The following is a 14733-nucleotide window of genomic DNA, read 5'->3' as shown; positions in this document are numbered from 1 at the left end:
AGACGCTGCTATTTGGCGAACACAGCGTAGATGTCGTCCGCGCGCACGATGAGCACTTCCTCGTCGTCGCACAGGATCTCGTTTCCGCCATACTTGCTGTACACCACGCGGTCGCCCTCTTTCACGGGCACCGGCACCTTGTTGCCGTCTTTGTCCAAACGGCCCTCGCCTACAGCCAGCACAGTGCCGGTCTGCGGCTTCTCTTTGCTGTCGCCGGCCAGAAACAGGCCCGACGCAGTAGTGGTCTCGGCCTCGTCCTGCTTGATGATGACGCGGTCGCCCAGCGGCTTCAGATTCATGCTTTGCTCCTTTTCGATCGGTGCATTCATTCGGTGCAGCTATCGTTTCTTTGTCGCACGATCGGATATGTTAGCATTCATTTAGCACTCTCATACCGAGATTGCTAACTTTTCTGAAAAGTTTCCGAGTTGTTCCGCGAGCACCACAATATCGTCACGGCCGGGCGCCGCCTTACAAGCGCGCTCCTCCGCTCTGCTTCTCCGCCCTGCCGCGTAGCCTGCTGCCTCTTCGGGTCGTTCGCGAAATCACGCGACAGCCGAGCGCGCTACACCAGGCCAGCTTCGTAGGCGAACACCACCAGCTGGGCGCGGTCGTGCGCATCGGTCTTGCCCATGATGCGCGCGATATGCGTCTTCACCGTAGCGGGCGAGATGAACAGTTCCTGGCCGATCTGATCGTTCGAGAGCCCCCGCGCCACCAGCACGAGTATCTCGCGCTCGCGATCGGTCAGATCATCTACCCGCTGCTGTTGCTCGGCGCTTCCGGCGCGCCGCTTTCCCTGCGCCGCGAAGTCCTGCACGAGCCGCCGCATCACCGAAGGCTGGATCAGCGCATCACCTGCCGCCACCACGCGCACGGCGCGCACCATCTCGTCCGGATCGGCATCCTTGAGCAGAAACCCGCTAGCGCCCGCCTCCAACGCATCGTAGACATACTGGTCAAGGTCGAAGGTGGTCAGCACCAACACGTGCGTCTTGGCAAGCGTGGGATTCCCGGTGATATCGCGCGTAGCGCTGATGCCGTCAAGCTGCGGCATACGAATATCCATGAGCACCACATCGGGCCGCAACTGCTGAGCCAACTCAACCGCTTGACGCCCATCGGCCGCCGCACCCACCACCTCAAGGTCGGGATACGCGCTCAAAATGGCTTTGAATCCGCTGCGGATCAGCTCTTGGTCGTCCGCTATGAGCACGCGTATGGGATCGGCCATGATGCCTCGCTTCCTTGGTGGCCTCAATCTTGTTTTGAAGACCATTGCCGCTTCACCGGTACTGTCTTGAAGGCTGCCATCGCTTCGTCTGCGCTGCCTTGAGGGCTGCTCTCTCTCTTCTAGGGCTTCCCTCTATTCTATAGCGATTCTAGAGCGCCGCCTCTCATCTTATTGTTCTCAATGATTCAGAAAAAACATCCAAAATGTAAATAACGATTAACGTTACATATTTAACGTATAGTAATATGCATGACGACGGTGGCTGGCCGAGCGCACCTCAGGAGAGGGCACCACGGCCAACAGTAGCGACACCGTCGTGATGCAGACGCAGTACACATGAACCCACGCATCGACCCACAAGCTCACATGCAGCAACGAACCGTTGCTCGTGCAGGCGAAATGCACGTCTTTGGAGGGAACTTGATGCAGGGGTCTGGCAAGCACGCACGTACTACTACAACCACCACACGCACAACAGCAAAGCGCGTCATCGCATCCATCAGCCTCATCGCAGCATGCATAGCGATCGCCGCTCTTTTGAACGGCCTGCTCGCCTGGGGGCTCCAGGCAACCATCATGCCCCTATTCGGCATAGGGGTCACCCTGAGCATCCTACATGCCACCGCAGCCATAGCAGCGCTGTTCGCCTACCCACTCTTCGCTCTTGCCCTCGCGAACGCCATCGCGCCCCTGAATGCGCACCCGCGCCGCACCCATTCCCACGCCTCTCCGCAATGCCTTCCAAGCCTCTATGCCACCATGCTCTTCATGACCGCCATCGTCACGATGACAGGAGCGGCAGGATGGTTCCTGTGTAGCCTGATACCTCTCTTGCCCCTTCGGTATGCCTTGGTAGCAATGCTGGCAGCGGCGCTCGGCGCCCTTCACATCGTGGCATTCGGGCGCATATGGGTCGCCGGGCGCGCCGGCATCCCAGCCCCCAAGGCGCTCCGCGCGCTCATCCCTACCCCATCCACTTCCTTCACGCGCCACGCCAACCAGACCATCGCCTGCATCCTATCCCTCTGCCTTGCGTTCTCGCTGTTCGGCAACACGCCCATCGCCTTCGCCGATCCTGCGACCAACGAAGGCGGGGGCACGCAGAGCACGCCCGACATCTACGAGCCTCCCGCATCCGATCAGGCTTCTGCGACCGCTCCGTCAGGGAGCGCAGGGGGAAACGATCCCCGACCTGGCACCACGAATGCCGCCACCCAAAACACACCGAACACCATCGCCGGTGCCGCCGATCAACAGCCCGACGCACCAGCACCAGCGCCGCTTGACTACTACGGAACCGATTCGCAGACCGAAGGAGACGTCGTCTACACCGACGACCAGGTGACCGTCTTCCAGACCGATCGCACCGCTTTCACCACGGTGATCGGGGGAATCGCACAGGCATACCTCGACGAGAACGGCGACCCACAACGCATCGATAATACGCTGGAAGCGAAGGATGTCTCGTGGTTTAACGACGATGTGGTCTACGAGAACCGCGCTAACAGCTTCACTGCCGCTCTGCCTGACAAGATGGACGAAGGCCGCGGGCTCGTCATAGAGAAGGACGACCACCGCATTGAACTCATACCCGAAGAAGGCGATTTTTCCCGGTCGTCGGCCGAAGGCACCGCCGTGCGCTATACCGAAGTAGCGCCCGGGATCGACTACCAATATACGCTGGTCGGATCGCTCGTCAAAGAAGACATCATCCTGAATCAGCCGACCGAGCAGCGTACTTTCGCCACACGCCTCAAGCTCTCCGAGGGTCTGAGCGCCTCTTTAGAGAATGGCATCGTGGTAGTCCGCGACACTTCGAGTACCGCAGATGCGCCTGACGAACCAGACACGGCGCCCGAATCCACCGAAGTGCTCAGCATCGCGGCGCCCATCGCCACAGATGCCGGTGGCAAGATATCCAACGACGTCAGCCTGCGCTTGGAAACCAACGCCAACGGCGAAACCGTCATATACACCGACCCCGATTGGACATGGCTCTCCCACTCCGAACGCGCCTTTCCCGTCCGCATCGATCCTACCATCGACGTGGCATCCAGCTCCGTACGCGTGGCCTGCGTCGAACAGCGCTGGCACGACCAGATCATCGGCGAGAACGGCTACTCCTACGCAGGCTACGACGACGGTGTGAAAACCGGCACCGGCGACTTCAACCATGGATTGGGCCACGCCATCTGCCGCGTGTACGCCTCCATCAACTACGACTTCCGCTACATCATGTCGGAGGCGCGCATCGATTCAGCCACGTTCTCGCTCTACCAAGGTAGCACCTACAGCGGCGGCGGCACCAACTTCGGCCTCTTCCGCATCATGGATGGTTGGGACCCGAACAACCTGACCTGGGATACCCAGGTCAGCCTGCGCCACGAGGCCCTCGATTATCAGCGCGCCCGCACCTCGAGAGGTTACGTGAACTGGGATGTGCGCGAAGCCGTAAACAACTGGATACAGGACGTGTACCCCCAGTTCGGCCTCTGCGTGAAAGCGGAGAACGAATCGTCCCAGTGCGAACTGTTCGAGAACCGCTTCAGCAGCACGCCTCCGAAGATGGAGATCAACTGGGTGATACCCGACCCGGTGGACGAGGCGTGGCCCCTGAACAACACGACGGTGAACCTGCGCACCATCACCGAACATGACGCCAACAACAAGCTGCAACTTGACGGCGTGTTCACTGACGGCATGGCCACTCCACGCTCGCTCGTGTCCTACACGCTGGACCCTGCGGGTCAACGCGGCATAGCCTATGCCAGCCGAAGCTACAAGTACCCCGATTCGACCTCTTGGCAAGACCAAGTCCCCAACGGCACGCGCTACAAGGACAAGCTTTCGAACTGGCAGAGCGGCGTCTTCTCGAACCTCAGTTACAACACCGTGTACGTGGTGCGCGCCGCCGCCACCTTGGTCGGCCAGACCGGCACCGAAGCCACCTCCGACAGGTTTCTGGTCTACAAGGCATCGTTGAAGGACACTCTCCCCTATATCGCTAACCACTACGGCGTGACGCTGGAAACGCTGGCGAAGGACAACCGCGTGCAAGATAGCCTGGTGGTCAACGGCAATACCATCTTCGTGCGCAACCCCAAGACGAACGTGGCCTACAACCCCACCACCTTGACCGAAGATCAGAAGCGGCGCATCGACTCGGCCTTGATGGGACGCGGAAAGCATTGCGAATACGGCTTCGAACCGGTGAATATGAACACCGGCAACTTCATGTTAGAGGCCACCGATGCCACGCTGCCCGAAATAGAGGGCGACTTCACCTTGATGCGCACCTACAACTCGAAGAACGAAGGAGCCCAAAGCCTGCTGGGCCGCAATTGGAGCTTCGCCTATGCCGAACAGATATCCCAATCGGCGGATGGCTCGCTGATCTATACCGCAGGCGACGGCAAGACGCTGTGGTTCACCCCTGACGGCAAGGGTGGCTACACCTGCCCCGACGGCTTCGACTGGGAGCTGAAACGCATTCCCTATGCGGGCGAACCCGACGCCGAGGGGGTGCGACCCACGCTCCATCGCTTCGAGCTGCACGCCACTGATGGCAGCTACCGCTGCTTCAACGGCTGGGGCCTGCTGACCGATCTGTATTCCACCCAAGGCCTGCACACCGCCTTGACCTATGACGCCAGCATGCAGCTGACCTCCATCACCTCGCCCACTGGGCGCGTCTTCGGCGTGAAGATGGACGGTCGCGGGCATATTGGCGCCGTCACGCTGCCCGATGGCAACACCGTGCGCTATGCCTACGACAACAACGACAATCTGGTGTCAGTAGTGGATGCCACCGGTGCCACCCTGCACTATGAATACGACGCGCGAAACCGCATGACCGCCTGGTACGACGCAGCTGGCACTCGCGTGGTGAAGAACGTCTACGACGCGCAGGGCCGCGTGGTGCGCCAGTACGACGCTGCCGGACACGCTTCATCACTCAGCTACGCAGCCCATACCACCACGGCCACCGACGCGAACGGCAACATCACCGTCTATCGCTACGACGACCAGATGCGCACCACCGGCATCACGTATGCCGACGGCTGGGAGGTCACGCGCACCTATGGCGCGAACAACACACTGACCTCGGACGAGCAGGGCACCTACCGCTACGATGCGAACGGCAACCTGATCGCGCAGACCACACCCGAAGGCCGCACGACCACATGGGAATACGACGAGCGGAACCGCCTCACCCGCACCGCGACCCCCGACGGGGATGTGGCCACCTACGCATACGATGCGTTCGGCAACCAGATACGCGAATCCCACACCAGCGGGCAGAGCTTCGAACGCGAATACGACACCATGGGCCGCCTGAGAGCCGAGACCGACGCCGATGGCGTGCGCACCACCTACACCTGGCGCGGCGCGCTGATGACCAGTTCCACCGATAGCCTTGGCAACACCACCCGGTATGGCTACGACGCCATGGGACGTTGCGTGTCTACGACCGACGCGCTGGGCAACACTTCCCGCACGACCTATGACGCCTTGGGGCGCATCACATCGCAGACCGATGCCGAAGGCGCCCGCACCAGCTACCGCCTGACCGCTGCTGGCCTACTGGCATCAGCTACCGACCCACGCGGCGCCACCACCACCTTCACCTACGATTCCACCTACAACATTACCTCCATGACCGACAGCACGGGCGCCACCACCACCTACGCCTATGACGCTTGCGGCAACCAGCTGAGTGAAACGAACGCCTTGGGTGCCACCAACCGCACCGAATACGACAACCGCCATCGCGTGAGCGCCTCCATCGACGCCGAGGGGAATCGCACCGAATATGCCTGGGATGGCCGCGGCCGCCAAACGTGCGTCACGCTACCCGACGGTGTTACCGAACAGACCGCCTACGAAGGCACCACCACCAACGTAGCCAGCATCACCGATGCGAACGGCAACACCACCGCATACGCCTACGACAACGCGGGAAACCTTGCCTCCATCACCTACCCCGATGGCACGAGCGAACAGGCCACCTGGCTGCCCGGCCAGCTTATCAGCGCTTATCAAGACGCAGTCGGCACCGTTTCCACCTTGACCTATTCTTCGGCTGGTCGCCTGCTGAGCACTGACCAAGCCGGGCATCTGACCTCGTACGCCTACGACGATGCGGGCAACATGACCGCTACTACCGATGCAGCAGGAAGCACCTCCGCCTTTGAATACGATGCCGCAGGCCGCGTGGTGCGCGTAACAGGCCCCACCGGCGCCACCGCCCAGCTTACTTATGATGGCGCAGACCGCGTGACCGCTGCCACCGATGCCGCGGGCAACACCGCAACCTACGAATACGACGCCGCTGGCAACACCGTGGCCGAAACCGATGCCGCTGGCAACACCGCACGCAGCACCTATGACAGCGAAGGGCGCCTGATCGCGCATACGGACGCGCTAGGCCGCACCACCACCTACGCCTACGATGCGGCAGGGAACCAAACGTCCACCACCGATGCAGCCGGGGGTGTGCGCACCACCGCCTACGATAAGGCCAACCGCCCCATTGCCCTGACCGACGCTCTGGCCCGCACAACGCACGCCGCCTACGACGCCGCAGGCAACATCGCCCGCATCACCCTTCCTTCTGGTGCTGTCTATGAATACGCCTACGATGCGGTTGGCAACCTGACCCACGCCACCGACCCCGCAAATGTGTCCATCGAATATGCCTATGATGCACGCGACCGCCTGATCGCTCAGAGCAGCAGTGCCACCGGGCAGCAGACCTTCTCCTATGACGGCGCAGGGCGCACCACCTCCACCACCGACGCGCTGGGCCGCACGGCTCACATGGCCTACGACGCATGGGGCAACGTCATCGAAGAAACCGACTTCGACGGCACTGCCACCGCCTACGAATACGATGCCATGGGCAACATGACCGCTGTCACCGACGCCTTGGGCAATACCACCGCATACGAATACGACGCCCGTGGCGCGCTGCTGGCAAGCGTGCTGCCCGAAGGTGCGCGCACAGCGTATGCCTATGATGCCTGCGGCAACCTGATCCGCCAGATGGATCCTGCAGGCTACGCGCGCACCTTCACCTATGACGCCGTGGGCAACGCCATACAAGAGATCGACGAGGATGGCTTCATCTCCACCTATGCCTACGATGCCGCAGCGCAGCTGACCAGCGTCACTGATGCGTTAGGCCGCACCACCACCATCACCTACGATGCACTGGGCAATCTGACCACACTGACCCGGCCCGAAGGCGACACGAACACCTTCACCTACGACGCCGAAGGCCAGCTGATAGCCCACACCGACGGCCGGAACAACACGCGCACGTTCGCCTACGACATCATGGGCAACATGGTGGCCACAACCAATGCGGCAGGCGCCCAAACCACCTATGCCTACGATACGCATGGCAACGTGACCAGCTCCACCGATGCGGCAGGAAACACCACCACCTACGAGATCAGCCCCGCTGACACGGTGCTCGCGCAAGTGCAGCCCAACGGCGCGCGCTACACCTACGAATACGACAGCGCAGGCCGCCTGACCACCCTTACCACGCCCAAAGGCTACACGCGCACGTTCGAATACGGCACCGCAGATGTGGTGATGGCCGAACGCGACAACATGGGCGCCCAGCAAACGTATACCTACGATGCCCTCTCGCGCATGACCAAGGCCATCGACGCCACAGGTGCCACCACCGCCTATGAATACGACGCGCGGGGCAACCTGACGCGCGAAACGAACCGCACCGGTGCCGCCACCACCTATGCCTATGACCTGGCCGACCGCCTGATCGGCACCACAGACGCCCAAGGCACCACCGCACAGCTGGCATACGACGGGCGTGGCAACATAGTGGAACAGCGCATTGGATCGGCAACGGCAACGCTTGCCTACGACGAAGTGGGCAACCTGGTGGCATCCACCGACGCGCGCGGCAACCAGCGCACGTTCGCATACGATAAGAACGACCGCCTGATCCAAGCCACCGATGCCACGGGCGCCCTTACCACCTACGCATACGATGCGGCCGACAACCTCATCCAAGAAACCGATCCTTTGGGCCGTGCGCGCTCCTACGAATACGACGCCACCGATCGCCTGGTGCGCACGACCGACCGCACTGAGGCCACCATGGCCTATGAGTACGATGCTGCGGGCAATCTGACCGGCGTGGAAGCAGCCGACGGCACGCGCACCTCCTACGCATACGATTCCATGGGGAACCTGACCCAGATCACCGACGCGCTTGACCGCGTGCGCTCCTACACCTACGACGAAGAGAACAACCTTACCGCCATCACCAGCCCCTCCGGTGCGGTGGAGCAGCTGGAATACGACATGCAAAGCCGCGTGCAGGCTGCCATCGCACCGAACGGCGCCACCACTCGCTACGACTACGATGCCCTGAACAACCTTGCCGAGAAAAGCTACAGCACCGCACCCGACCAATCCGTCCTGTATTCCTACGATGCCGAAGGCCGCATGACAGCGCGCACAGACCCCACCGGCGAATCCTCTTTCGAGCACGACGAACTGGGCCGCATCACCGCCGAGACCGATGGGCAAGGACGCACGCTGCGCTACGAATACGACGCCTTGGGCAACCTGACCACGCTGACCTATCCCGATGGTACGCAGGTTGCCTATGCCTACGACCAGAACGGCAACATCATTCAGGTTGCCACCGATACGGGCACCTACGACTACACCTACGACGAAGAGGACCGCCCCACCCACCTGACGCGCCCCGATGGCACCCAGACCGCCTACGTCTATGACGAAGCGGGACAACTGACCAGCATGACCACCACCGGGCCCGCAGGTCCACTGTCCAGCTATGCCTATACCTACGATGGCGAAGGCAACATAGCAACCGAAACCTCCACCATGGCCGACACCACCGGTGCCGCCCATGCCACCCTGCGCACGTTCACCTATACCGCAGACGGCAAGCTGGCATCGTGCGAACAGACCGCCGATGGCACGTGGTCGAAGGAAAGCTATGCCTACGACGCCTGCGGCAACCGCACAGCCGTCACGCGCGAAGGCGACCAGGCCCACACCACCACCTACACCTACGATGCCGACGACCGACTGATACGGTCCACCAGCACGAACAGCGGCACCACCACCTACGCCTACGACGAAGCGGGCAACCTGACCGCCCAGCAAGCCGACGACGCACCTGCCATCGAATACGCCTACGGCGTGGAGAACCGTCTGGAAGCGGTGCGCGAAGGCGGCCGCTTGCTCATGGCTGCCACCTACGATGGCGATGGCAACCGCGTTTTGCAAACCAACATCTACCACACGCAGCACACCGAGACCGACCCCGGCACTAACGGCAACAACGCTGACCCCAGCTCAGACGAAGATGCTTTCGGCCCCGAAGGCGCACCCCTCAACACCGACTTGGCCACCACCGGAAGCATCGATCTGTTCTGGTACGGCTTCGGTGCCACGGCTGCCGCCTGCCTGGCCTCGGCAGACCCAGCCCTGATCGTGCCAGCAGCACAGCTGGGCATGGATATTGCCGATGCGCTCTTGCCCAAGCATGCGCGCAGCTTGCCGCTGGGCCTTCCCGACTATGCCCTGGATCAGCTGTCTCGCATTGGGCTTGCCCCCACCGAAGAGGATGCGGTCAAGCGCGCTTTGGGGGTCATCCCGCGCACGCACAACGTGACCGACACCAATTACGACATCGTGAGCTACGTGAACTCATCGGTGACCGAGGTGTCGCAGGTGATGAGCGCCACCTCTACCCGATCGGGCACCTCCTACGAGGTATATGGCCTTGAACGGCTGGCAAGCATCTCTAGCACATCCATCACCTCGTATGTCTACGACGGGCGTGGTTCGGTGGCTCAAACCGTGAACGTGCAGGCCCAGGTGACCTCCTGGCGCACCTATGACCCATTCGGAGAACCCGATGCAGGCAGCGCCTGGGGAGAGCTTCCCTCCTACGGCTATAACGCAGAGGAATACAACCCCACCACGCAGCTGCAATACCTGCGCGCCCGCTACTACAATCCCACAACCGCCGTCTTCGGTACCGCTGACAGCCTGCTAGGCAACCCGGCCGATCCTTTGAGCCTCAACCGATATCTGTACTGCCTTGCTAATCCTATGAAGTATATCGACCCCAGTGGGCATCTTTCTCGCCCTCCTGGATATGGTTCAATAAATGTTTCCCGCAGCAATCGAACTGGAAGGCTCGGAAGCCAATTGTCTTCCTTTTCTAAAAAAACAACATCCGGCTCGCTTTCAACAAAATCCATTGCAGCTAGCATCGCAAAAGCAAAGAAGCAGCTTCGGAACCAGAATACAAGAGCAGGGTTATCACCCGCTTCCTACGTTTATTACAGCTCCTTGAGCCGATTTGCGAGACAATTCTCCCAACGAGGCGACAAGAGCGCTGCAAACCGATACCTAGCTACTGCACAGCGATACCGCGCTATACTTATCGAGCGTTATTGTGGAACAGCCGCATACATGCAAGCTGATCTCCAACGTAGCTATGGAATAAAATTCCCTGAGTTACTTCATACTGGATTAGATCTTGTTGGCGATTTTACACCCTTCATACTTCATTTTGCTAATGCTGGGTTATATAGAATTGAAGGAGACACCGAAAACCAAGGCAAAGCACTCACTCAAGCATATCTATCCCTTTTCACTGCAGGCATCATAAAAAAAGTAGGGACTATAGCTTGGGAGCCTCTTCTTGAAATCACCAAAAAGAATCCTTTGTTTAGCGAGTTTAAATAGTGATATTCAATTTGATTTTGGAAGGTTCTATATTGAGAGAGAAAAATCAAAAAACTCAATCATCGATCTCACCTAAGGAACAGGAACAACTTGGTGTTTTTTTACGTGCCTTCGTTGAGGGCAACGATCATCCAGCATATCTGCACCCCGACAAAACGAACACGATGCTTGAAGGCATTAAAGGAAACATTAGGCACAGCGCGATGAGCGCCTATTTAGGACCAATATATTGGGCCTATCGAAAATGCGTTTTCCCAGCGGTTGCCCTATCACTTCTGTATCTTATTTGCGTACCATTCTTTCATTGGTTCGCTGTGATACTCCTTGATTTTCTGGCTTCTTCGTTATTCTTTCGGGTGTACCGCAAACGCGCAGAAAAGATCATCTGCAAAGCGAAAATGTCTCAACCAACCCGTGAAGCCCTATTGCAATACATCAAACGCAACGGTGGAACAAGTATGCCTGCAGCTATACTCGCGGCTTCTCTGCTGACCGTTGCATTCTTGTTGGTAGTAATGCTTCTCGTATGGTCTGGTCTGCTTCAAGCCTGGTATGGAAATGAACTGTTTGCCTTGCTCTTTTCGCAAGGTTGAGAGTATATATTAAGGCGCGCCCATTACATCTTTTATAACGATATTCGTTATAATGGGCGAGGTCTGTCATAGGAACATTGCTACCATTCCCATTCGCCTCTAGAGAAGCCCAGCGCCCATGAAAGCAGCTATACCTTATTTTCTATACAACATCTACCAATCTGTTGGATACGCATGGGATGATGATTGCTATCTTTCAATAGATATGGCAAACGAGCGCTGCCTGATCTGCGCGAATGCGGAAGGGTTCCTTTTTCTTGCTATTACCTGCGTGTCGTTCGCGCATCCGATCATGAAAGATTGGGATGATATAAGTTTCGATGATACCTTCCCTTGCCCAGAACGAACACATGGATGGCTATCGATCGCGCGAAGAAAGGAAGTGGACGACAACGGTTGCTTCTTCGTTGACGATCGCGTCCTTTCTGCCTTTGGCGGAGAGGCGGCCTACGATGAGATATATGAACTGGCACTAGATGCAACAGCAGCTGCTACCACTGAGAAGCACGGAGCTGAGCAACCTCAAGACGTGCCTTATTACCCTCCAACACGCACAGCTTTCGTTGAGTATTGCCCCTGCGATGCACAGGGAAACTTCGAAGACGACTTCGATCTGCATGGCCATCTCAAGCTACAAGCAGCAAGCGGGCAAGAGGCATATCTCAGTGGAGATGATCTAGGGCTTCTTAGCCTTGCAAGCATCTTTGTTTCTATGGCACAACCCAATATGCCAGAAGAAGGCATGCTTACCTTGGATGCGGATGCTTTTGCTCCAGGCTCCAATGGGCACCTGGAGCTCATGCGCATCGATGCCTGGCTTCAATGGAACCTCACACGAAGCGATCCTTCGTCTGGAACATCCCACCGAGGGAAGTTCCTATGAGCATTCTTGCCTGTACCAGCAACTTTGCAAAACAGCCGAGACACATACCCCCACAAAACGCAGTCAGGAGACTATATGCAACTAGCAGGATGTGAAAGAGTGACCCTTCGCTATGTCGACCTGAAGGATCTCACAATAGTGTGCACATTGGATGAGCTCGGAATGCTTGCCAGCTTCTTCCAGAACACGTACAAGGATGCCTTGCAGGCCCCGCAAGATCCCTCTGAACAAAATACTCTGCACCACACACACTACCAAGACTTCTGTGCTGAATGGGTCCCGGCAGAATCCGACCTGATCATTGCAACTATCTTCGAGAAGAAGAGCAACGATGGTAGCGAGTGAACCCAAATGGTGGGAGAAACACGACGAAGATGACCTCTCGGGGTTTGATCCGTACTCCCTTACAGCCATTGGCATGGAATGGCTCGATGATACCGGCAGAGAGTCGATCGAACATAGCGCTCCCCATAGCCTGCAACGAGCACAGGCTCTTGCTGCATGGCTTGAGCATCGGTATGCTTTCCGAATGATAGCGGACTGCATGACCTCAATGGTAGAACGCCTACTTAAGCATACTCCCTCAAATGATTTTTGGAAGATCTGGGTGGTTTGCGGCTCCCCCACAACACAGACGATCAGGGTCACAGAACCCGGAGAGCTTGTCGTTCAGCTCGATTACGACCCATCCGCATTGCTCCATGCTTCAGACCTTGAGCGGAAGCGGGCACTGATCGATCTTATCGAAGCGGCATCTCGGGTCGCAGAGCGTCAGAGCGACACCGATTTGAGCAATCTACGCAAAGCCTGTGCCGAAGTGCGTGAGCAAGGGTATCGGAACGAGTGGATATGGGGTGAAGCGATATCTCCAAATGGCAGGATCGCTCGAATCGTTGTTTCGCATGACACAATATCCTTGAAGATATATGCGCTCATCTTCGAACCCGATGGCGCTCTTATAGCAAAAAAACTGCTGATCGATGAACGTCCCTATGGTTCGGATGTCTGGCATCGGCATCTTGGAGACATTCGCTGGGATAGCGAAGAACGTGCGGTGTTCGTGAACAACCATGACGGTCGGGAACTGTACATCGATATCTAGTTCTACGCTCCATTATGATTTAACGATATTCGTTATAATGGGCAGTTTTTTTAAGCGGCCATATGATCCAAAACAACAATACTAGAGGCCCAATGTTGATCCTAAGGGAAGCGAAGCATAAGATGCCCGATCAAAAGCTCGATGTATCACCAAGCACCATGCTACCTAACACCAATGCTCCATCTGAAAACGATGCTTTCCTGTGCGCCTTCATCGAAGGAACAGGAAATGCCTCAGTAGTACATCCCGAGAAAACCGCAAACATGATCTTGAAGATGTCGCAAAGCCCCTCTTTTAGTATTTTCACGCTATTCTTTGGCCCGATTTATTGGGCCTATCGTAAATGCTATGCCCCAGCAGCTCTGCTGTTCTGCGCTTGCATAGGCGCATTCATCATAGGTGCACCTTTAGGATTCGGCTCGATCTGTCAGGCACCGATGCTTGTCGCATCGTTCATGTTCTACCCTATCTATCACAAGCAAGCCACAGACGCCCTTGCCCAGGCACGCATGCAAACTTCGAATGAATCAGAAATTTGTGCAACCATGCGGCAATGCGGCGGAACAAGCAACCTTGCCGCTCTTATTGCCACTGTAATATATCTCACATGTTTCACCTTTTTAGTGGCTGTTATGACAGCTGCGATCATCAACCATGCTTGAAGAAGAACAACTCTACAAACTTCTTCGTGCCTTTATCGAAAGTAACGATCATCCAGCATACCTGCATCCCAGCAAAACATCGCTTCTGTTAGAAGGCCTAAGAACAGGCAAGATGTCAAGCAACGCTAGCTTCTATTTGGGCCCTCTGTATTGGGCATACCGAAAATGCTTTTGGCCTGCGCTTGCACTCTCGTCGATCTACGTTGCCTGCTTTGTCCTTTGCCTTTGCTTACTCGATCAACCTTTGAGCAGTTTTCTTCCAATGATCGCATTTTTGGTGTTTTCATTGTGAAATTGAACAACAAAGTACCAGGGAGTAGCAAATGACCAGACAAAGCAAACAAAGAATCGCAATCGCAACCAGCGCCCTATTTATATGCCTGATAGCAGGCGCACTTTTTGTCTATACACGGGGCTCCGGACGAATTCCTGGACACGTAATCTCGTGAAAAGGAAGATTGCATGTACAGTCTGGAGTTCAAGAAGAA

Annotated in this window: 8 protein-coding genes; 6 read left to right on the top strand and 2 right to left on the bottom strand. The window is 57.5% G+C overall.

All coding sequences use genetic code 11. The features are described from left to right. Nucleotides 1–8: 8 nt before the first annotated feature. Together NFR19_RS04875 and NFR19_RS04870 are read right to left on the bottom strand one after the other, a co-directional pair. Nucleotides 9–299: a co-chaperone GroES gene (locus NFR19_RS04875; protein ID WP_251212672.1), complete on the bottom strand. Its 291-nt coding sequence runs from the start codon at nucleotides 297–299 to the stop codon at nucleotides 9–11. 266 nt (nucleotides 300–565) lie between these two features. Beyond that, nucleotides 566–1234 carry a response regulator transcription factor gene (locus NFR19_RS04870; protein WP_251212671.1) on the bottom strand — a complete coding sequence of 223 codons (669 nt, stop codon included), beginning with the start codon at nucleotides 1232–1234 and terminating at the stop codon, nucleotides 566–568. A 423-nt stretch (nucleotides 1235–1657) separates the two neighbouring features. On the opposite strand from NFR19_RS04870, the gene NFR19_RS04865 reads away from it, so the two are divergent. The 6 genes from NFR19_RS04865 (at nucleotide 1658) to NFR19_RS04840 (ending at nucleotide 14245) form a co-directional block, all read left to right on the top strand. Next, a complete protein-coding gene (locus NFR19_RS04865; protein ID WP_251212670.1) occupies nucleotides 1658–11005 on the top strand; it encodes a DNRLRE domain-containing protein in 9348 nt (3115 codons plus the stop codon). 32 nt (nucleotides 11006–11037) lie between these two features. Next, on the top strand, nucleotides 11038–11598 hold the full coding sequence (locus NFR19_RS04860) for a hypothetical protein (protein ID WP_251212669.1): 561 nt from the start codon (nucleotides 11038–11040) through the stop codon (nucleotides 11596–11598). 118 nt (nucleotides 11599–11716) lie between these two features. Next, a complete protein-coding gene (locus tag NFR19_RS04855) occupies nucleotides 11717–12481 on the top strand; it encodes a hypothetical protein (protein WP_251212668.1) in 765 nt (254 codons plus the stop codon). Nucleotides 12482–12556: 75 nt separating this feature from the next. Further along, entirely contained in the window at nucleotides 12557–12826 is a 270-nt protein-coding gene (locus tag NFR19_RS04850) for a hypothetical protein (RefSeq protein WP_251212667.1), read from the top strand. Beyond that, nucleotides 12813–13583, top strand: a complete 771-nt coding sequence (locus NFR19_RS04845; RefSeq protein ID WP_251212666.1) for a hypothetical protein — start codon at nucleotides 12813–12815, stop codon at nucleotides 13581–13583. The genes NFR19_RS04850 and NFR19_RS04845 overlap by 14 nt, the downstream gene beginning before the upstream one ends. Before the next feature lie 122 nt (nucleotides 13584–13705). Then, a complete protein-coding gene (locus tag NFR19_RS04840) occupies nucleotides 13706–14245 on the top strand; it encodes a DUF2628 domain-containing protein (protein WP_251212665.1) in 540 nt (179 codons plus the stop codon). Nucleotides 14246–14733: the final 488 nt, after the last annotated feature.

The organism is Adlercreutzia murintestinalis (genome assembly GCF_943192905.1).
Classification (GTDB): Bacteria; Actinomycetota; Coriobacteriia; order Coriobacteriales; family Eggerthellaceae; genus Adlercreutzia_A; species Adlercreutzia_A murintestinalis.
This window is presented reverse-complemented; position numbering and strand designations above follow the sequence as displayed.

Coding starts and splice junctions, on each gene's coding strand:
- NFR19_RS04875 (WP_251212672.1), bottom strand. CDS start 299: ATGAATCTGAAGCCGCTGGGCGACCGCGTCATCATCAAGCAGGACGAG.
- NFR19_RS04870 (WP_251212671.1), bottom strand. CDS start 1,234: ATGGCCGATCCCATACGCGTGCTCATAGCGGACGACCAAGAGCTGATC.
- NFR19_RS04865 (WP_251212670.1), top strand. CDS start 1,658: ATGCAGGGGTCTGGCAAGCACGCACGTACTACTACAACCACCACACGC.
- NFR19_RS04855 (WP_251212668.1), top strand. CDS start 11,717: ATGAAAGCAGCTATACCTTATTTTCTATACAACATCTACCAATCTGTT.
- NFR19_RS04850 (WP_251212667.1), top strand. CDS start 12,557: ATGCAACTAGCAGGATGTGAAAGAGTGACCCTTCGCTATGTCGACCTG.
- NFR19_RS04845 (WP_251212666.1), top strand. CDS start 12,813: ATGGTAGCGAGTGAACCCAAATGGTGGGAGAAACACGACGAAGATGAC.
- NFR19_RS04840 (WP_251212665.1), top strand. CDS start 13,706: ATGCCCGATCAAAAGCTCGATGTATCACCAAGCACCATGCTACCTAAC.